Source organism: Pseudomonas cerasi, from assembly GCF_900074915.1.
GTDB classification, from domain to species: Bacteria; Pseudomonadota; Gammaproteobacteria; order Pseudomonadales; family Pseudomonadaceae; genus Aquipseudomonas; species Aquipseudomonas cerasi.
On sequence record NZ_LT222319.1, the window covers coordinates 4111767 to 4131231 of the forward strand.

Below are 19465 nucleotides of genomic sequence, written 5' to 3' on the forward strand. Positions count from 1 at the left end.
TCAAACTCCTGCATCTCAATCTCCCGCATCTCAACCTCCTAGATAGGCGTCGACCACCGCACTGTTGCGCACGATGGCGGCCGGCGTGTCCTCGGCCAGCTTGGTGCCCTGGTGCAGGACGATCACCCGATGAGAGAGGTCCATCAGCACGTCGGTGTTGTGCTCGATCACTACGAAGGTCACCCCCAGACGGCGGTTGGCGTCGCGAATGCTGTCGATGACTTTCTCGATGAGGATCGGGTTGATCCCCGCCAGCGGTTCATCGAGCAGCACCAGCTGTGGCTCGGGCATCAGCATCGAGGCGAACTGCAGCAGTTTTTGCTGGCCCCCGGAGAGGCTGCCGGCCGGCAGGTGGCGCACTCGGGTCAGGCCGGAAATCTCGATCAGTTCGTTGGCGCGTTCGCGCAGATGACGCATGCGTCGCGCCGCGCCGGGGCCGATGCCGAAGGTGCTGAGCAGGCTCGGGAAGCAGTTCATCTGCCCGGCCAGGATCAGGTTGTCCTCGGCGGTCTGGGTACCCAGCACGACGGTCTTCTGGAAACTGCGCACCAACTTGCCCTGGCGCACGATGCGGTGCATGGGCCAGCGGCTGATGTCGGTGCCGTTGAGCAGCACCTCGCCGCTGTCGATGCGTTGCAGGCCGGTGCAGCAGTCGAACAAGGTCGACTTGCCCGAACCGTTGGGGCCGATCAGGCCTACCACTTCGCCGGCTTGCACGTCGAAGTCGACGCCACTGAGGGCCGGCAGACTGCCGTAGCTCTTGCGCACATCGCGCACACGCAGAATGGGCCGGGTATCAACGTTCATGAGTCAGTGCCTCCTTGCCGGCGCCCTTGAGGGCCGCGAGTTTCTCCATGCCCTGCTCCACCAGCCGTGCCAGGCCCTGCGGGAAGCAGAACACCAAGGCCAGGAGAATGGCGCCGTAGATAATCATGCGCAGCTCGGGGGTGATGCGCAGCGCCTCGGACAAGGCGACGAATACGAAGCTGCCCAGCAGCACCCCGCTGACCCGTCCGACACCGCCGCCCAGCACGATGATGAGGATGGTGTTGGAGTAGTACATCTGGAACATCAGCGGGCTGACCACGGTCATGTACTGCGCATACAGGGCGCCGCCCATGCCGGCGAACATCGCGCTCAACATGAACACGATCAGCTTGTAGCGCCAGGTCGGCACACCGAAGGCTTCAGCCAGGGTTTCGTTGTCGCGGATGGCGATCATGCAGCGCCCGGCGGGCGATCTGATCAGTGCGACGAAGCCCAGGGTGGCGAGGATCACCACGGCCAGCACCAGGTAGTAGTAACCGGGGATGCTGGAGATATGGGTGGCTGCTGCGCCCCAGCCGAACGAAGGCCGCGGCACCCCGGAGAGGCCCATGTCGCCCTTGGTCAGGCTGATCCAGTTCTTCGCCACCGTCTGGGCGATGACCACCAGGCCCAAGGTGCACATCACGAACGACACGGTGCGCAAGCGCAGTGCCGGGATGCCCAGGGGCAATGCGATCAGCGCCGTCAGTGCGCCAGCGGCGACGATGTTGAACCAGAACGGCGAGCCCAGGTGTATCGCCAGCAAGCCGGCGACATAGGCGCCGATGCCGAAGAACGCGCCCTGAGCCAGGGACAGCATGCCGGTGTAGCCCAGAATCAGATTGAGGCCGTGGGCCGGCAACAGGAAGATCATGGCGATGATCAGTGCGTGCAGGTAGTAGTTCTGCAAGTACAGGGGCGCCATCACCAGCGCGGCCAGGATCAGCACCAGGCCGCTGCGGCGTAGTGCCGGCAAGTGGCGGCCCTGGGGCTGAGGCGTATCGAGCGTAATAGCCATGCGTACTATCCCTTGAAGGTTGAAATCGCGCAGGCAGAACCTGCGGGCCGAGCAACAGCCGGTTCGTCGGGGGCAGTCATTACGAAAGGTGCGATGCGGCGGCTTTACGTGGATGCCGAGGTCATCGAAGGCAGCGGGTCAATAACGCGCGTGGGCGCTGAACAGTCCGGAGGGGCGATACATCAGAATCATGATCAGTGCGGCGAAGCCCACCGCGTCGCGGTACTGCAGGCCCCAGTAGGCCGCCACGAAGCTCTCGACGATGCCCAGCAGCCAGCCGGCGAACAGCGTGCCGCGCACATTGCCCATGCCGCCCATGACGATCACCGCGAAGGTCTTGAGAGTCACCGCTTCACCCATGCCGCCATACAGGCTGACGTTGATGGGGCCGGTCAGCACACCCGACAGCGCGGCCAGCACGGTGCCGAGGATGAAGGTGTTGCGCACCACCTTCTCGACGTCGATACCAATGACTTGGCAGCACTCGATGTTCTGCGACACGGCACGCATGGATTTGCCCATGTGAGTACGGCGCACCATCCATTCCAGCAAGCCGAACACCACCAGGGTCACGCCGATCAGCGCCATGCGTTGCGTGGCCAGGCTCATGCCGGCGAATTCGATCGGGTCGAGCCAGCCGCCCGGAAACACCTTGTAGCCGCCGCCGAAGGCGAAGATCACGCTGTTCTGCAGAATCAACGACAGCCCTAACGTGGCCAGCACCCCTGATTGAAACGGTGCGCCGATCAGCCGTTGCATGATGAAACGCCCCAGGAACGCAGCGATCGCCGCAGCCACCAGCACACCGAGAATGATCGAGGTGGCGTAGCCGGTACCCAGTTGGCTGATGGCGTACCAGGCAGCGAAAGTGCCGATCATGTAGTACTCGCCGTGGGCGAAGTTGATCGCGCGCAGCACCCCGAAGATCATGGTCATGCCTGCTGCAATCAGGGCATAGATGGAGCCGGTGATCAGGCCGTTGAGCACTTGTTCGATGAAATATTGCACCGCATATCCTCCCTGTAGAACGGCCTAGTGCGCCGCGTATTCGATCTTGGGTGCCATGGTGGCCTTGATCACCGGCCTGTCGTTTTCGATCTCCACTAGGGCCATGGGCAACACCGCCTGATGATGGTCATCGAAGACCACTTCGCCCATGGCGCTGGGGTCGCGAATCAGCGCCAGCGCATCGCGGACCTTGGCCGGATCGTCGCTGTGCGCTTCACGAATCGCCTCGGCCAGCAGGCGCAGGGTTTCCCAGTGAAAAAACGCATGCACGTTGGGCATCTCGCCGCCGTAGGCCTGCTGGTAATCCTTGACGAACTGCAGGCTGAGCGGAGCGATGACGCCGACCTTCAAGGGCGCCTCTGCGGCACTGAGGGCGGTGCTCAACACGGTCATTGCCACGCCGATGATCAAAACTGATCGGCTTCGTCGCTGAGCGAACTGCCTTGCAGATTGCTGCGCCATGGTGCCTCCGGGTCTGATGAGTGGGGGTGTTTTCGACAGTACCCGCAACCCTTGCGCCCGACCAAGACGGAATGACGCTTGCGGTATAAAGATTCGTGATGGGGCCTTTGCCGCCCTGTACGCCAGCGGCCGGGGCATAAGACAAATCTGGGGGGGCAGATGCAGCCCGTCTTGGTCAGCGTCGGCGCCAAGTTCTAACGTCTCCTGCCCAAGGCCGCCGCACATTAGATGCGCACTCGCAGAACAACAGGCCACGCGACGAACAAGGACTGCCAAGCACACTTAAATGGCTTGAGGGCATCAACGATGACGTTCGAAAAACGCTGGGCAGCGGTGGCTGCATGCAGTTTAGGGGCCATGGTTCACCACAGCGCCCAGGCAGAGGGCTTCATGGAAGACAGCACGGCGAACCTGCTGATGCGCAACTTTTATGTCAACTCAGACAACCGCAGCGGCACCGCCAAACCGTCCCGCCAGGAAGAATGGGGACAAGGTTTCATACTCGATGTCCGATCCGGTTTTACCTCGGGCACGATCGGTTTCGGCATCGATGCGCTGGGGATGCTCGGCATTCGCCTGGACTCGGGCAAGGGCACCCATTACAACGCCACCGGCAGCGCTTACAACGGCGTGGTGTTCCCCACCGACGATGGCCGCGCAGTCAACCAGTTCGCCAGCCTCGGCCTGACCGCCAAGGCGAGGGTGGCCCAATCAGTGATCCGCTACGGGACCCTGGCCCCGCAGTTGCCGATCCTGATTTCTTCCGATCGCCTGGTGTTGCAGACCTTCACCGGTGGGCAGATCGAGTCCAAGGACATAGACAATCTGACGCTGACCCTGGGCCAGCTCGAACACGCCAAGGGCCGGGGCTCGAGCAACGAGCAGTCGTTGTCGATGTCTGGCGCCAATGCCCGCTACACCGGTAACACCACCAACAAGTTCTACTACGGTGGCGGCATCTACAAGCCGACACCGGACTGGACCCTGCAGTACTACTACGGCAACCTGCAGGACTTCTATCGTCAGCATTTTGCTGCTGTGAAACACAGCTTCGACCTTGGTCCCGGCCGCCTGACCGCTGACCTGCGCTACTTTCGCAGCTTCGCCGATGGCAAGGACAACAACGATCCGGGTTACTACACCCTTGGCTATTACGGTATCGGCATCAACAAGGGCAGCGTCGACAACACCCTGGCCAGCGGCCTGCTCACCTACGCCATCGGCCCGCACAGCCTGAGCGCCGGTTACCAGGAGTCCAGCGGCAAGAGCGACACGGTGTGGGTCAACAACGGTGATGGTTCGAGCACCTATTTCATGACCGAATCGCAGATCGCCAAATTCCAGCACTCCGGCGAGCGCACCTATCAGCTGCGCTACGGCTACGACTTCACCGTATGGGGCATACCGGGGCTGTCGTTCTATGGCATGTACCAGAACGGCAGCCACATCCGCTCCGACGGCGGCCAGCGCAACGAGTGGGAGCGCGATCTGCAGCTCAACTATGCGGTGCAGTCGGGCACGTTCAAGGGGCTGAATTTCTCGTACCGGTTCGGGGTGTTACGCTCGACCTATACCGGGACGCGGGACATGGATGAGAACCGGATCATTATCAATTATCCGTTGTCGATTCTTTGATCCGGGTGCCGGCGCGATTGCCTTAATCGCGCCAGACGCTCGCCACTGCAAACCTCGAAGCGGCCGCGGAAACTTTTCTTGCAGATATGTGAACCTGCCGCTGGCCAATTCCTGATAAGGCCAATTGAGCAAATCCTCCAGTTTGATGTCTACGCCCAGTCCTGGCACGTCCGGCACCGAAGACTAACCGTTCTCGACCCCCAGCGGTTGCACCGCAAAAGCATCGCTCAACGCTGAAGTTGACGAAATACCCAGTCATCACAAAATTCGACACCGCCAGCGACACGTGGGCCGTTGCCGCCAGGCCGACCACGGTGGTGTTGTGGTTGTGCGGGCTGAAACCCACCGCGTACGGGTCGGCCATGGCCGCCAGTTTCATCGAGGCAAAGATGCCGCCGCAGCCACAGACGCCCGGGTTGATGATGGCGGCGGCGCCCGCTTCCAACAGGCAATCACGAGTTGAAGATCAAGGTCGAAGAAACCGATTAGATCAACGATTACCTGAGCAACCTGATTACCTCGACCGATATCGCCACGGTGTTCGTCGATCGCACGTGGCGCATCAAATGGTTCACCCCGCGCGCCACCGAGATCTTCAGCATGCTGGCCGTAGATACCGGCCGCCCATTGATGGATATCACTCACCGCCTGCTCTATGAGGGAATGATCAAGGACGCCCTAACGGTGTTCGAAACCTAGAAGGTCATCGAGCGAGAAATCGCAAGCAGCGACGACCGCTGGTACATCGCCAGGTCATCGCCCTATCGCTCCCATACCGACCAGATCGACCAGATCGACCAGATCGACCAGATCGACCAGATCGACGGCATTGTGCTGACCTTCATCGACATCAGCAAACGCCGTGAGGCCGAAGAAGAAATGCGAACGGGAGAGGAGCGCATGCGCCTGGTGACCGAAAGCACCCACGACTACGCGATTATCGTGCTCAACGATGAAGGCCACCTCACCGACTGGAATCGCGGTGCCGAAAACGCTTTCGGGTACAGCAAGGATGAGGCTGAAGGACGTCATTTTCGATTTATATTCTTGCTCGAAGATCAAGCGAACGGCACGCCCGGGAAGGAACTCGATGCCGCCCACCGCCGAGGCCGCAGTGACGATGAGCGTTGGCACATGCGCAACGACGGCAGCCGGTTTTATTGCAGCGGTGAGGTGACTGCGCTGGCCGGAAATGGCTTTCGTGGTTTCGTCAAGATCGCCCGCGACATGACCGAGCACGTGAAGCCGCAGGACGAGCAGTTGAAGAACCTGACCGCTACGCAAAACTCCAGCCTGGTCAAGGATCCGTTATTCGTAGTGATGTCCCATGAGCTTAAGCACCCGCTCAACCTGGTCCAGCTCAATGCCCAGCTCGCGCGCCGCCTGCCGATCGCCTACTGTTGATGAAGGCCGTCACCGCCATCGGTGACGCCGTCGCTAGCCAGACACGCATCATCGATGATTTGATAGTCGTCGCCCCCGTCAAGACCGGCAAGCTGCGCCGCTGGTGATGATTGAGCAAAGCGTTCCACTCCACGAACAGCGCCTCAGCGCGCTCCATGAGCTGCCAGCAACTTGGACGTGGCACCGATCGCCGAGAGCTGCGGCTACTGTCCCAAGTGCTGGGCCTCTCGACCTTGGTGCTCGCCCAGAATCAGGGCAAAAAAACGGGTTGCACTGAAGCGGTCGAGTTCTATCAGCCACCGGCACATCAACCCGTGGTGCATGACCTGGGCTCGGATATCTCTGCAAATGCTCTCGGCCCCAGAGGGTATATAAGTGGCACTGTGCGCAATACCCAAGGTCAGCCCGTGCCCTACGCCACGCTGGAAGTCGGCTTCGCTGGCAACGACGGTATTGCCGCAGACCGGCACGCCCTGCTGCAGAGCGACGAGCGCGGCCACTACCATTTTTCTATGCGGCTGCCGGATGGCCCTCGCCTGCCATCCGACGGGCCACTGGGCTCGCCGCCCTGGATCGGCAAAGGCAGTGCCCTGCCCATCTACGGTTCAGCATCAGCGCCGTTGGGTACCAACGCCTGACCACCCAGATTTTTCGCGAAGGCGATCCCGATATCATGCCGATCCGCTATTCGGCGTACGCCGCTCGCTGATTACCCGATGGCCACGCCACCCCGTTAGAACGACACCAGCAGGTACACACAGCAGCGAACACTTCCATACCTTGACCTTCGACTTCGTCCTGACCAAAGCCCTTGGCGTCAGATCTCACAGCAGGGCATTACCTATCATTCAGGAGATCACCCCATGTCCGCGTCCCCATTTGTCTATAACGGTCAGCCGTCGCGCGTCATCTTCGGTCAAGATTCGCTGCAGCAGCTGGAAGCGAAGACCGAGCGGCTCGGTGCAAAGCGCGCATTGGTGCTCTGCACTCCCAAGCAACAAGCTCAGGCAGAATACATCGTCCAATTGCTGGGAGATCGGGCGGCCGACATTTTCGACAAAGCTATCATGCATGTACAGATCGAAACCGCCCGCGAGGCGCGTGAAGTAGCGCGTAAACTGGGCGCGGACTGCGCCGTAGCAATCGGCGGCGGCTCGACCACCGTCCTGGGCAAGGCCATCGCGATAGATTCCGGGTTGCCGATTTTGGCCATCCCGACGACCTACGCAGGTTCTGAGATGACGCCCGTATTCGGACTGACCGAAAACGGCCTGAAACGCACCTGCAAAGATCCAAGGGTGCTGCCCAAGACCGTGATCTAGGATCCGCAACTGACTCTCAGCTGCGGCTTGATATATCGATCACCAGCGGCTGAATGCCATCGCCCACGCCGCTGAAGGCTTGTAAGCGCAGGATGGTAATCCGGGGATGTCGTTGATGGCCGAAGAAGGCATTCGTGTGCTCGCCGCCGACTTGAAAAAATTCCATGCTCAACCGAAGGATATCGGTGCCCGCAGTGATTGCCTGTATGGCGCCTGGTTGTGTGGTACGGTGCTGGGCAACGTCGGCATGGCGTTGCATTACAAGCTTTGCCACAGGTTGGGCGGCAGTTTTAACCTGTCCCACGCTGCTAGGCACACTATCGTGCTGCCCCATGCTATTGCCTACAATCAATCGGCGGCCCCGGCCCTGTCGCGAATCTGCCGCGCGGTGGGCGTCGAAGGCACCAGCCCTGGATCGTGCGACGGACATCGCCCTCGCCACCCCCTACTGGAACCCGCGCCCGCTCGAAGCCGGGGCCAGCCGTCAATTGCTGCAGGAAGCCTACGACGGCATCCGTCCGCAAGGGGCGAATCCCCTGGGGCGAGCGAATGAAGCTCGCTGTCGGAGATCGCCAGCATCACCGCGGCATGTTGAGAGGTGTCACGACCTGCACAGGCGACGAGGGGATAGGCGCAGCCTTCCAAAGCCGGTGAAACTCGAGGATATGCATGAATACGTGGCGCGCATCGACCAACAGATCGTGCTCGATGATCGCCATGATCTTTTCATCGGACAGCAACTGACGGTTCTCTTCGTCAAGATCGTGACCGATGAACACCTCAAGTGCTCGGCCTTGCGCGGCGAACGCATCGACAATAGCCCGGTTGCCACCGCCCACGCTGTACACGGCTCGCAATTGCGGGTACCGATGCAATGCTTCGATGACCCGTTTGAACGTGCGCTCGTAGACGCCATACCCTCCGTTGATCTCCTGCACGCGTAGATGGCCGGCGTGGCCGCGCAGCCAATTGCGAAACCCCATTTCCCGCTCTTCCTCGCCGCGAAACAGCTCGCTGCCCATCACCACGGCGACGTCCTGCGGGCTCGCATCCAACCAGTTCGAGAGCAGATAAGCGGCGGTCTGTCCGGCGGCACGGTTATCCATGCCGACATAGCCAACCCGTTCGCTGTGCGGCAGGTCAGTGACCAGGGTCACCACCGGAATACCCGCAGCGCTCAGCTCATTCACCGCCAGGTTGACCAACGGCTCGTCGGCCGCCTTGAGCACAACGCCGTGACTGCCCTTGGCACGGCAGCGCAGCAGTTGGTCATGCATGGCTTGTGGTTCGATCTCTTCAAAAAAAAGAACCGCGGCGCGATACGGAACGGCGCAACGCTCCCAAGCTGCGAAGTGATGGCAGCTTGCACGGCGGCGCTGAAGCGCAGCGGCGTGTGCATGATCACATCGATATGGAAGGTACGCCCAGCCACGAGCCCGGTCTTTAGCTGGGCTTCGAGCTCGATGAGCGCCTGCTCGATGCGCCTGTGGGTTTGATAATGCACGCTGCCACGCTCATGCAATACGCGGTCGACCGTAGCTCGACTGACCCCCGCCTGGGCGCAGATCTGCTTGATGGAAAAACGTTTGGCGCATTCTAGCACGGTATGAGGCCTGAGGCATTTATGAGGTTTTTTCGGCCATTACCGAGGTAAACGCAATGCTAGTCTGAGTTCCAGCAGGCGTCGAGCACTAGCATTGACAACAACAAAAACTTCGGAGATACACATGTCCCACACTGACCTCACTCAATCGTTCGCGGGCCAATACTTTGTCGTGACCGGCAGCACTCAGGGCCTTGGCGCAGCCGTTGCGCACACGCTAGCGCGTCGTGGCGCTGCAGGCATGATCATCTGCGGTCGACGCCCGGAACAGGGCCAGGAGCAAGTACGGCAACTGGCCGAGCTCGACTGCCAGGCGTTTTTCGTCCAGGCCGACCTTGAGCAAGTCGATGACTGCCGCAAAATCGTCGAAGCCGCCCGCACCCACTTCGGAACACTGCACGGGCTGGTCAACTGCGCAGGAATGTCCGACCGCGGGACCATCCTAGACACCAGCCCCGACCTGTTCGATCGGCTTTTCGCCGTCAACGTCCGCGCCCCGTTCTTCCTGATGCAGGAGGCGATCAAGCTGATGGTCAAGAAAGGTGTGGCCGGCGGTATCGTCAACATTCAAAGCATCGTCGCCCACGGCGGTCCGACCTATCTCACGGCCTACTCGGCCTCCAAGGGGGCCCTGGCGATCTTGACCAAGAATGCTGGTTACAGCGCCCTGCACAATCGCATCCGTGTCAATGGCCTGAACATCGGCTGGATGGACACACCGCATGAGGATGAAATCCAGCGCCGCTACCATGGTGCCCAGGACGGCTGGATGGCCAAGGTCGAGAGCGCCCAGCCATTCGGCCGCCTGCTAAAGCCGGAGGAAGTCGCGCAGAGCGTGGCGTTTTTGCTTTCACGCGAGTCGGGAATGATGACCGGCACAGTGCTCGATCTAGAGCAAGGCGTAATCGGCTGTGGCGAGGAAACCGCCCCGCGCCCGCACAACCCATTGAGTTTGTAGGAGGCGCCGCCATGAACCCACTGCTCCCCGCGTTTGTAAACGCAGACGCCGTGCGCCTGGAGGATTTCGCCAGACTGTGCGATCAGCAAACCCGCGCCGAGGACTATCCACTGTGCGCCGAAGTGCGTAGCAATGTGCCGATCTACAACGCGCAGACATTGCGCGACACCGAACGGCGAATGGTGATGAATGAGTTGCACCGCTTGTTTCGCGACGGACCGGGAGTGGTGGTGGTACGCCAGGCCTATACCGACCTGGCCGTGGTCGACCGGCACAGCGAGGTGTTCGAGGCGATATTCGCCGAAGAAGCCGCCGCAGGTGCTGGCGCCGACCATTTTGCCAAGGCCGGGACTAACGGACGCATCTGGAATTCCTTGCAGAAGGCCGCCCTGCTCGCACCGGCCTCCTTCGCCGAGTACTACGCCAACCCTTTGCTCGGGCTGATCGCCGAGGCTTGGCTGGGCCCGGACTTCCAGGTCACTGCGCAGGTAAACGTGGTACCCCCCGGTGGCCAGGCGCAGCAGCCGCATCGGGATTACCACCTTGGCTTCCAGACAGCCGAAGTGGTGGCGCGCTATCCGCTCCCGCTGCACGCGCTGTCGCAATACCTGACGCTGCAAGGCGCCGTGGCCCACACCGACATGCCACTGGAATCGGGTCCGACTATGCTGCTGCCGTTCTCGCAGCAATAAGACCTGGGCTATCTCGCATGGCGCAACTCCGAGTTCATCGACTATTTCGCGCAACACTCGGTGCAACTGGCGCTGAACAAGGGTGACTTGCTGTTCTTCAACCCGGCGCTGTTCCATGCCGCCGGCACCAATCGCACCGCTGACCTGCACCGTATGGCCAACCTGTTGCAGATATCGTCGGCGTTCGGCAAGCCGATGGAAACGGTTGATCGCGAACGCATGATGCTTGCGCTCTATCCAGTGTTACAGCAACAGCTGGAGGACGACCTGCTAGATGCGCAAGAACTGGCTGCCGTGATCGCTTGTACTGCGGATGGCTATTCATTCCCCACTAATCTGGACACCGATCCCCCTCTCAAGGGCCTGGCACCACAGACCGGGCAGCAGTTGATGGTCAGGGCGCTTGCTGAACGCTGGAATCGCGCCGCCTTCGCAGATGGCGTCGAGAAAATGCGCGACAAACGTCGCGGCTGAAGCTGCTTGAACCGTAGTCGAAAACAAAAACAAGACAGGAATCAACACCATGAAAAAACAACTGCTGTCTGTAGCGTTCTCTGCTCTATTCGCCCCGCTGGCCATGGCCGAAGTGCACATCGGGGTGAGCATCGCCCAGGTCGATAATGTGTTTCTAGCGCAAATTCGCGATTACATGGCCGCACATGCCATGGAACTACCGGGGGTTACTTTGCAGTTCGAGGATGCACAACGTGGCGTCATCCGCCAGCTCAACCAGGTGCAAAGCTTTACCGCTCAAGGCATGGACGCGATCGTCGTCAACCCGGTGGACACTTCCGCCACTGCAAAAATGACCGACGATGCTCAGCATGCCAAGGTACCCCTGGTCTACGTGAACCGGCGGCCCACTCAAGCGCAATTGCCGCAGGGCGTGGGCTACGTAGGTTCGGACGAAATCAAATCCGGCGAAATACAGATGCGCTATCTGGCGTAGAAAATGGACGGTAAAGGCAACCTGGCGATCATGCTCGGCTTGCTCTCCAACGATGCCACCCATAGCCGAACCCAAGGGGTCAAGAACGTGCTCAAGGAGATTCCCGACATTCATATCGTCGAGGAGCAAACTACTGACTAGCAGCGCAGCAAGGCCATGGTTCTGATGAACATCTGGATTGTGTCCGGCAAGAAGATCGACGCGGTGGCCGCCAATGCCGACGAAATGGCGATAGGTGCCGCGATGGCGACTACCCAGGCTGGCCTGCAACCAGGCAAGGACATCCTGGTGGGTGGCAGCGACGGCGGCCCGGCTGGGCTTGAAGCGGTCAAGCGCGATCACTTGGCCGTGACGGTCTATCAAGACAGCAGGGCCAGGCGCAAGGCTCGATCGATCTTGCAGAGCTTGCTGGCGACGGCGAAACTTAATGGGCTTGCCTCATCAGCATGGCTGCGCGATACGTTGGAAAAGCTCCCAACATGGCCCAACAGCAGAATTGATGAGTTGTTGCCGTTGCGATGAGCGGCTGTTTGCAAGGAGGCTGGGCCGGACGCTTACAGTGCTCCAGACACCCTTACTCCAAATGCGCTTCAAGCTCTCCAGCCACGAGCCTTTACGGACATCGTTCGCCCAGAGTCGCTCCGGTTCAGTTATCGACCTTGCGCGGTGCAGACCAGGTCTCCAACAGGGCTGTCATTTCCTGCCCGGTCACCGGCGGACTAAGGAGATAACCTTGAACGAATGGACAGGCCATCTCCCGCAAGTGCTGGAGCTGTGCCACGGTTTCAACGCCTTCTGCCGTGATACCTATCTTCAGCGCTCTGCCCAGTGAAAGGATACTTTTCACAATGGCATCCGAGCGCTCGAACGACATCATTCGGGAAACAAACGAGCGGTCGATCTTGATGGCGTCTATGGGATAGCGATCAATGTATCCCAGCGAGCTGTAGCCGGTTCCAAAGTCGTCCAACGCGACGCGAATACCGAGGGTACGAAGCGACTCCAGGACTTTGGCGATTTCATCGGGTTCGTCGATAAACACGGACTCCGTGATCTCAATCTGAAGCTCCCGCGCGTCCACGCCAGTGCGTTGAAGGATGTCCGCTACCCAGGCCACATAGCCTGGGCGATTCAATTCGGTGCCGGATACGTTCACATTCAAATGCAGCGCCAGCGCGCCGAATTGCGCCTTCCAACGCTGTAGCTCCGAGCAGGCCTGATACATCACCCAGGCCCCTAACTCCTGGATCACCCCGATTTCCTCCGCGACGCCTATGAACGTATCCGGCGGAATATGGCCAAGCTGCGGATGCAACCACCTCACCAGCGCTTCTACCCCGCGAATCTCTCCCGAAGTCACGTCGTAGATAGGTTGATAGGCCACCCAGAATTGCTCATGCGCAATGGCCTGCCTGAGCGCGTTCTGGAGTAACAGCGTATCGACTGCGGCCTTGCGCATGGAGGCGTCGAAGATCGCCCAGCGTCCCCGCCCCTCTTTCTTGGCTGCGTACATCGCCACGTCCGCGTCCCTCAAAAGATCTTCCGGCGAGGAATGGCTGCTATTGGCGGAGACAATACCCAAGCTGCAGGACGTAAAAATGTTTTGCCCGTGGATCACCACCGGTGAGGCCATTTTTGTCACTATCCGCTGCGCCAGTTCGACGGCGACGCCCGATTGATTGTGACCCATCAACAAAATAGCAAACTCATCCCCGCCCACTCGGGCAAATACATGCACGTCCTCAATCAAAGCTTCGAGTCTGCGCGCCACCTCCGACAGGAGAATATCCCCCGCGCGATGCCCCAAGCTATCGTTGACGAACTTGAAGCGATCCAGATCCAGAAATAATACGGTGGCCGGCGGGGCCTGACCGTGATCGGCCTCATTGAACATGCCCAATAGCCGGTTCATGAGGTAGGCGCGGTTGTGCAGAGACGTCAATCCATCATGAAACGCCGCATAGGATAACTCTCGCTCGATACGCTCCCTTTCCAGCAGGCGCGTCTCCAACGCGACCTTCGCCTCTCGGTCGGCTTGGGTCTGCAGGAGGAGAAGTTCGGCGTCCTTGCGTTCACTGATGTCCCTTTGTACCGAGACCCAATGGGTGAACCAACCACGCTCATTGGCCACTGGCACGATGCTCAGTTGCACCCAGAACCGTGTGCCGTCACTGCGGGCGTTCACCAGTTCGACCTCGACAGGCTCCCACTTCTCCAGCGCGGCGCGGATCAGGTCGAGGGTGTCACGATTGGTTTCCTCACAATGGAGGATCCTGGGGGTCATGCCCAGGACTTGGTCAAGACTGAATCCGGTGGTCGCAAGAAACGCCGGATTGCAGTAGACAATTTTGGGCCCCGGGGCGTCGATGGGCTCTGCTTGAGTGATAAGAATCGCGTCCTTGGCATTGACCACCACGGACTTGAGCAGTCTTAGACGTTCTATCGAGGGCTTGTCGCTGCCACTGGCGCCGCCGATGATGGTCTGCAAAATTTGACTGGCCAAGGCGGCATGGGTTTGCAAGGCGTACGTCTGCGCAGCACTCAAACGTTGCTGCGCAACAGCACCCCAGACGAACAAAACGCCAATCAACTCACGCGTCGGGCTGCGCAGGGCCACCGCGACGATGAAATCCTTGTGCGCGTTGTACAAATGGTGCAGCGGTGCCGGCAGACTTGTACCCATCACCTCGTCAACTATGACCAGATCGCGATCGGATAATGAAAATTTCAGCCAGGTTTCAGTCGATGACTCAAAAGGCAGCGCAGGACCGACGGCCGATTGGGCGACGACCTTCCAGCTTCCAGACGGTCCCGCTGCGATAAATCCGCCAGAACAATCGGCAGAATGGGCAGCCGCCTGAGCAACCTTTTCCAAGGCCTTGCGCTGGGAATCGTTTGGATCACTGACCATTATTATTGCCCACCTGATGAAAGCCTGGCCCGGCAAAGGCCGGGGCATACCCTTGAAGATATCACTTTGATATCACCTTCGACCGCCCAATGCCGGGATAGCTCCGGTCGTTGATCGGATAGACCAACGGTACCCCATTAGGGGTAGGCAGCGCCAAAAAACGCGACCTTATCGGCGAGACGCTCTGCCAACTGCGCCAGTTCCGTACTTGCGCTTGCCACTTGCCGGGAGTGCACACTGCCCCGAAAGTTGATGGCATAGCGCTGCACCTTTGCCGCATTTTGGCTGACGTCGCTCAAGGTAGAATCGATAAATGCGACGCGCTGGCTACCGATGGCGGTGATAACGACCAGCAACGCCAGGATGGCCGTGAAGCTCAAACCAATGCGGGTGGCTAACGAAAGCGGGGTTTTCATAGGAGGCTCGAGTAATCCCATAGAGGATTAAGTGGTAGGACTGATGCCATTGAGCCATCAGTCTGGATAGGCGGAGGGTACGCCAGTGAGGCGGTATCCCAAATTGGAAAAGCCCTAACCGCAAGATAGCGAATTGCTATCATGCAAGAGCTGTAACTTTCGACCACCGGTAGGCGCAGGCGTTGCGGTCATAGGCGGCGCCGGGCGGCGAGTGACCGCGCCTGCGCTACTGCGCCTGAACGCTTTCCATACCCTTGGCCCGCAAGAGCTCCACAGCCTTCTGCCCACTCAGCGCCCTGATCACCTCACGTGAATCCTCGACATCGACGCTCTGGCTACCCACTGCCGAGGTATAGAGGGTGTAGCGCTGAATCTCAGCCGGCAGCGGGCCCACGTACTGAATCCCTGACACCGCCAGCAGCTCGCTGATCTGGTGGATTGCGACGCTCGCCCGTCCGTCGATTAGGGTAGTGCCGACCAATCCGCCATTGACCAATACGGATTTTTTGGCGACCGCCTCAGCGCCCCCTAACCGGTCAAACAGCTGGCTCAGGTATACGCCTGACGAGCCGCCGGACCTGGGGTCGATGTAGGCGATCATCGCTTGTGAACCCAGCATGGACTTAAACTGCTCCACGGTGGCTATCCCAGGCTTGGGCGCGTTCAATGGCACCGCCACACCGATGCCGACCTTCGCCACGTTTTTAGCCCAATCCTGCGCCATGGCCCCCGACGCCTGATACTGGCGGACCAGGGAATCGGTGAGGATCGCAACATCGAAATGCTCGCCGGCATCGATTCTCTTAGCCAATTCTCCGGCCGTTCCGTTGGAGATAGTCAGGGTGATATGCCGGGACGCTTCAAGCTCAGGCGCCAGCGCCATCAGTACAGGTTTGAAGGCCCCCGTCGTCAGCACTTTGAGTTCGCCAGCCAGGGCGTCGGCACTGACCAGCAACGAGAGGACGGCACAAAAAATCGTCGGCTTCATGATCCGTTTCGCTTAAGGGGAAGGTAGACACAAATTAGCCCAGCAGTTCCTGGATCAGAAAGCGGTAGCCGCAACAGCCCGAGTATCTCTTTGAACTAACTCACCCTCGCCAGGATCGGTTTCTATGCTCAGTCAGCACTAACCAGCCTGTCCGGCGGGGCCGCGGAACGATAGAGGAATCATCATGACGGGCCATAAACTCCCCGATTACCGCTACCTACCCGGCCCGCTGCACGCGACGCTGCTGGCGGGGACAGTCCCGCTGTTTCTCTGCGCCTTGCTCAGCGATATCACTTATTACACGACCCACCAGAGCCAATGGAGCAACTTCGCCGCCTGATTTTTGGCCGGTGGTGAAGTGTTCAGTGGCCTGGCGCTGATTTTCGCCTAGGTCAACCTGATACGGGCGACCCAAAAAAGTGGCAGCCCACCGCCTACTTTCTGTTGTCGTTGGTGGCCTGGGTGGCGGGTTTGCTGGGCTCATTCGAACATGGCAAGGACGCCTGGGCGGTCATGCCGGGTGGACTGGTGCTCTCGGCCGTCGCCGCTGTGGTGGCTATTGTCGCCACTTGGATTCCGGGGGTCGCGACTGGAGGACCGCTGCCGCCGAAGACTCGGCTTTCGCGGAACCTGCCGGAGCACCCAGCCGGCCGGGACGGGCAGAGGTTCGAGACGGCCGGTGCGTTATTGTAGGTCAGATAAATGACGCGGTAACCTTGTTGGGCGACCGTTCGAAGCATGAGATCGGGAGCCGTTTCGGAGCGACCGTCCGTTCCCGGGATAAAGATGACCAACGGCTCGCGGGACATTCCGCCGCCATTTGCGTAGACAAGGTTCGGGTCGTCAAACTGCTGTACTTGTGGGTTAGCGGTCGACGGATGGACGGACGTGTTCGCGGGCGGCAAGGGGGGCAGCCGTCAAGAGAAGGCCCTAGGCTACTGGGATTCTGTGTGCCAGCGTCATGGGATGAATCAACGAAAACTCCTTTAGAACGAACATCACCAAGACGGGTGGAGCAGCTCTAATTCGATGTCAAGATGATCTGGACCTGACCATTGTTATAGCTGGTTAGATACAAAGTCAAATCATCGGCCGCTACTGAGAGCGATCGAGAAACGAACAACGCGCGGACCGTCTGGACCAGCACAGGATGAATCGATATGACCGCGAGGATCGTCATGTTGCCAATCGCCGCAGGTAAAGCGAAGCGGCTCGAGTTCGCGACGGCGAGAAGCGTCCCGCTGCGGAAAAGTTGGAGGCCGACCGGCGCTACGCCGACCGTATCGGCATAGCCCAGCAGGGCATGATCCGGATTGTTCTCCAGCATGCCAGTGCTGACGGCAAGTACCCGGTTATCTCCTCGAGCGTCTACCCAGATCACCTGACTGTCTGCGGTCTCGGCGACGCGGTCGGGCGAGCAACCCGCTGCAACCGTCCCGATAATCGCGGAGGCCGTCGGCGTGATTTCAGCCTCCGCCTATTGCCCTGCACGCACCCACCATGGCGAGCACGTCATTGGGTGCTCCCGAAAACGTCATGCCGGTGCTGGACAATCTCTCGACCGGCTTCTGACGCGGTTGCGCGAGGCGGGCACCGAACATCGGCGATGTCGACCTGATCTTACTCACCCACATCCACTCGGACCATGTGGGCTGGAACACCACCTTCGTTGACAGGTGCTGGGGACCGACCTTCCCCAACGCGGAGGTTGTCGCCTCCGACCCTGAATATGCCTACGGTCTTACGCTGACAGATGAAGATGCAGCGGGAATCAACGCAGCGCGCGACCGCGCCGGATTGGGTGAACCGGTCCGCGTGCCTGTGTCCGGCACGTTCGCCGACTGCATATTACCCCTGGTCGGTAAAAGCCCGGTTCGGCGCGTGAGGGTCGACGGAGCCGAGGTGTTTCCGGGTATCCGCTTTTTGCCTACACCTGGCCACAGCATCGACCACGCGACCATCGAGCTGGTCAATGGCGGCGAAAAGGCCCTGTTTAGCGGCGACGTGCTCAACCACCCTGTCCAGGTGTACTACCCCGATCTCGTCTCAACGTTCTGTGAGTTTCCAGACACCTTCCGCCGGTCACTTGGCTGGTTTCTAGATCATGCTGCGTCGACCAACAGCATGGTGTTTTCCAGCGATTCCCCGAAATCATTGATGGGACAGATCTCGCGCATTGCTGACGGCTACGCGTGGAGCTTTGGCGCCCCTATTCGCAGCTTACCCGCTCTGGCAGGGCCGCTGGACATGCCTGCCGATGAAGGCTACTATCGTCTAGTAGTAGATGGTGGGTGCGGGCTCTCACCATACGTCAGCGGCGTCCCACTACCTATCGAGAAACCACGTAAGCCGTGAATCGTATCCTTGCCATCGCGGCCATTTTTACGGCGGGCGTCGCTACGGCGCAGCCTGGTTTTCACGGCCCCGCTCGCTACGTGTCGATGGGCAGTTCCTACGCCGCAGGTCCGGGCGTCGGCACGCCCGACCCGGCAGGCGCGTCATGCGGGCGATCCTCCTCGAACTTCGCGGATATTTTTGCACGTAGGCGCCATCTTCTGCTCGTGGACGTCTCGTGCTCGGGCGCTACGACCGATAATCTGCTTTACCGCGGCCAGCACGGGCTACGCGCGCAGATTGAGATGCTAACGCCCGATACGCGCCTCGTCACGGTACTGATTGGCGGCAACGATGTTGATTACGTCCGGAACATGCTTGGCCTATCATGCCGCGCTACGGGCGGCACGAACTGCCACGTCGTGGACGATGCCGAGGTGAAGCGCCACTTCCAGATGCTGCCCGACGCGCTCGACCGGGTCGTCGTCGAGATTCGCCACCGGGCGCCGGACGCGCGCATCGTTCTGGTCGACTACCTACCCGCTGTTCCCACCGACGCTTCGAGCGAATGCCCGTCACTTCCGCTCTCGCCTCGCGACGCGGCAAGGATGCGGGCCGTCGCGACGCGGCTAGCCCGGGTGATCGGAAGCGCAGCCCAACGCAACGGCGTCGGTATTGTGCGCTCGTCCACAATCGGCGCAGGCCACGCGCTTTGCAGCGCCCAGCCGTTCATTGCTGGTTACCATCTCCCGGGTGGGCTGCACCCGTCGCCTATCATCCCAATCAGATCGGCATGGACGCGGTTGCCGCCGCCCTTGACGAGACCGTTGGATCCTCGACAGATTTCCTTCGTGCTTCGGCGCCGTACCGTCAGGACGCCGACCGCTAAGGCGGCCAGTCCAGTGTGTGGCGCGGGTGGCTGCGATTAACCGCACCGCACACCGGCCGGACCGATGCA

Annotated in this window: 14 protein-coding genes and 8 pseudogenes; 12 read left to right on the forward strand and 10 right to left on the reverse strand. The window is 60.2% G+C overall.

Annotated features, from left to right (window positions below):
- Positions 1 to 30: 30 nt before the first annotated feature.
- The 4 genes from PCPL58_RS20645 to PCPL58_RS29885 all read right to left on the reverse strand — a co-directional run bounded on the left by PCPL58_RS20645 (position 31) and on the right by PCPL58_RS29885 (position 3295).
- A complete protein-coding gene (locus PCPL58_RS20645; protein ID WP_065350324.1) occupies positions 31 to 807 on the reverse strand; it encodes an ABC transporter ATP-binding protein in 777 nt (258 codons plus the stop codon).
- Positions 797 to 1825 (reverse strand): branched-chain amino acid ABC transporter permease, encoded by a 1029-nt coding sequence (locus PCPL58_RS20650; protein ID WP_065350325.1) that lies wholly within the window; start codon positions 1823 to 1825, stop codon positions 797 to 799. The genes PCPL58_RS20645 and PCPL58_RS20650 overlap by 11 nt, the downstream gene beginning before the upstream one ends.
- A gap of 138 nt (positions 1826 to 1963) precedes the next feature.
- A complete protein-coding gene (locus PCPL58_RS20655; RefSeq protein ID WP_065350326.1) occupies positions 1964 to 2833 on the reverse strand; it encodes a branched-chain amino acid ABC transporter permease in 870 nt (289 codons plus the stop codon).
- 24 nt (positions 2834 to 2857) lie between these two features.
- Positions 2858 to 3295, reverse strand: coding sequence for an ABC transporter substrate-binding protein (locus PCPL58_RS29885; protein WP_197676928.1), 438 nt, complete (start codon positions 3293 to 3295; stop codon positions 2858 to 2860).
- Between the two features lie 306 nt (positions 3296 to 3601).
- On the opposite strand from PCPL58_RS29885, the gene PCPL58_RS20665 reads away from it, so the two are divergent.
- Positions 3602 to 4930, forward strand: coding sequence for an OprD family porin (locus tag PCPL58_RS20665; protein ID WP_065350328.1), 1329 nt, complete (start codon positions 3602 to 3604; stop codon positions 4928 to 4930).
- 22 nt (positions 4931 to 4952) lie between these two features.
- Here the strand turns inward: PCPL58_RS20665 and PCPL58_RS20670 are convergent, their stop codons facing one another.
- The gene (locus PCPL58_RS20670) at positions 4953 to 5375 is read right to left on the reverse strand and encodes an enolase C-terminal domain-like protein (protein WP_065350329.1); all 423 of its coding nucleotides are present in this window, start codon (positions 5373 to 5375) and stop codon (positions 4953 to 4955) included.
- On the opposite strand from PCPL58_RS20670, the pseudogene PCPL58_RS29890 reads away from it, so the two are divergent.
- From PCPL58_RS29890 to PCPL58_RS20690, 4 genes and pseudogenes are all read left to right on the forward strand, one after another.
- Positions 5369 to 6432, forward strand: a pseudogene (locus PCPL58_RS29890) (PAS domain-containing protein); the annotation flags it as partial. The gene PCPL58_RS20670 and the pseudogene PCPL58_RS29890 sit on opposite strands and share 7 nt — an antisense overlap.
- Positions 6433 to 6489: 57 nt before the next feature.
- Positions 6490 to 6972, forward strand: coding sequence for a peptidase associated/transthyretin-like domain-containing protein (locus PCPL58_RS32155; protein WP_065350332.1), 483 nt, complete (start codon positions 6490 to 6492; stop codon positions 6970 to 6972).
- On the forward strand, positions 6945 to 7043 hold the full coding sequence (locus tag PCPL58_RS32770) for a hypothetical protein (protein WP_414860621.1): 99 nt from the start codon (positions 6945 to 6947) through the stop codon (positions 7041 to 7043). Before PCPL58_RS32155 ends, PCPL58_RS32770 begins: the two co-directional genes overlap by 28 nt.
- 154 nt (positions 7044 to 7197) lie before the next feature.
- Positions 7198 to 8180, forward strand: a pseudogene (locus PCPL58_RS20690) (maleylacetate reductase); the annotation flags it as partial.
- Positions 8181 to 8234: 54 nt separating this feature from the next.
- Here PCPL58_RS20690 and PCPL58_RS20695 read toward each other — a convergent pair.
- Positions 8235 to 9259, reverse strand: a pseudogene (locus PCPL58_RS20695) (LacI family DNA-binding transcriptional regulator).
- Between the two features lie 124 nt (positions 9260 to 9383).
- On the opposite strand from PCPL58_RS20695, the gene PCPL58_RS20700 reads away from it, so the two are divergent.
- The 4 genes and pseudogenes from PCPL58_RS20700 to PCPL58_RS29895 form a co-directional block, all read left to right on the forward strand.
- A complete protein-coding gene (locus PCPL58_RS20700; protein WP_065350333.1) occupies positions 9384 to 10217 on the forward strand; it encodes an SDR family oxidoreductase in 834 nt (277 codons plus the stop codon).
- An 11-nt stretch (positions 10218 to 10228) separates the two neighbouring features.
- Positions 10229 to 11383: pseudogene (locus tag PCPL58_RS20705) on the forward strand (phytanoyl-CoA dioxygenase family protein).
- A 49-nt stretch (positions 11384 to 11432) separates the two neighbouring features.
- Positions 11433 to 12259: pseudogene (locus PCPL58_RS20710) on the forward strand (substrate-binding domain-containing protein); the annotation flags it as partial.
- Positions 12255 to 12380 (forward strand): annotated as a pseudogene (locus tag PCPL58_RS29895) (transposase domain-containing protein); the annotation flags it as partial. The pseudogenes PCPL58_RS20710 and PCPL58_RS29895, both read left to right, overlap by 5 nt.
- Before the next feature lie 124 nt (positions 12381 to 12504).
- Here PCPL58_RS29895 and PCPL58_RS20715 read toward each other — a convergent pair.
- The 3 genes and pseudogenes from PCPL58_RS20715 to PCPL58_RS20725 form a co-directional block, all read right to left on the reverse strand.
- Entirely contained in the window at positions 12505 to 14769 is a 2265-nt protein-coding gene (locus PCPL58_RS20715) for a putative bifunctional diguanylate cyclase/phosphodiesterase (RefSeq protein WP_065351091.1), read from the reverse strand.
- Between the two features lie 173 nt (positions 14770 to 14942).
- Positions 14943 to 15185 (reverse strand): annotated as a pseudogene (locus PCPL58_RS20720) (methyl-accepting chemotaxis protein); the annotation flags it as partial.
- 226 nt (positions 15186 to 15411) lie between these two features.
- The gene (locus PCPL58_RS20725; RefSeq protein WP_065350335.1) at positions 15412 to 16173 is read right to left on the reverse strand and encodes a substrate-binding domain-containing protein; all 762 of its coding nucleotides are present in this window, start codon (positions 16171 to 16173) and stop codon (positions 15412 to 15414) included.
- Between the two features lie 184 nt (positions 16174 to 16357).
- On the opposite strand from PCPL58_RS20725, the pseudogene PCPL58_RS29900 reads away from it, so the two are divergent.
- Positions 16358 to 16770, forward strand: a pseudogene (locus PCPL58_RS29900) (DUF2231 domain-containing protein); the annotation flags it as partial.
- A 424-nt stretch (positions 16771 to 17194) separates the two neighbouring features.
- On the opposite strand, the gene PCPL58_RS20735 reads toward PCPL58_RS29900, so the two are convergent.
- Positions 17195 to 17500: a hypothetical protein gene (locus PCPL58_RS20735; protein ID WP_065350337.1), complete on the reverse strand. Its 306-nt coding sequence runs from the start codon at positions 17498 to 17500 to the stop codon at positions 17195 to 17197.
- A 272-nt stretch (positions 17501 to 17772) separates the two neighbouring features.
- Here PCPL58_RS20735 and PCPL58_RS20740 point away from each other — a divergent pair, with 272 nt between their 5' ends.
- Both PCPL58_RS20740 and PCPL58_RS20745 read left to right on the forward strand, forming a co-directional pair.
- Positions 17773 to 18528, forward strand: a complete 756-nt coding sequence (locus PCPL58_RS20740) for an MBL fold metallo-hydrolase (protein WP_083188450.1) — start codon at positions 17773 to 17775, stop codon at positions 18526 to 18528.
- Positions 18525 to 19436, forward strand: a complete 912-nt coding sequence (locus PCPL58_RS20745; protein WP_065350339.1) for an SGNH/GDSL hydrolase family protein — start codon at positions 18525 to 18527, stop codon at positions 19434 to 19436. Before PCPL58_RS20740 ends, PCPL58_RS20745 begins: the two co-directional genes overlap by 4 nt.
- The last annotated feature ends 29 nt before the right edge of the window (positions 19437 to 19465 follow it).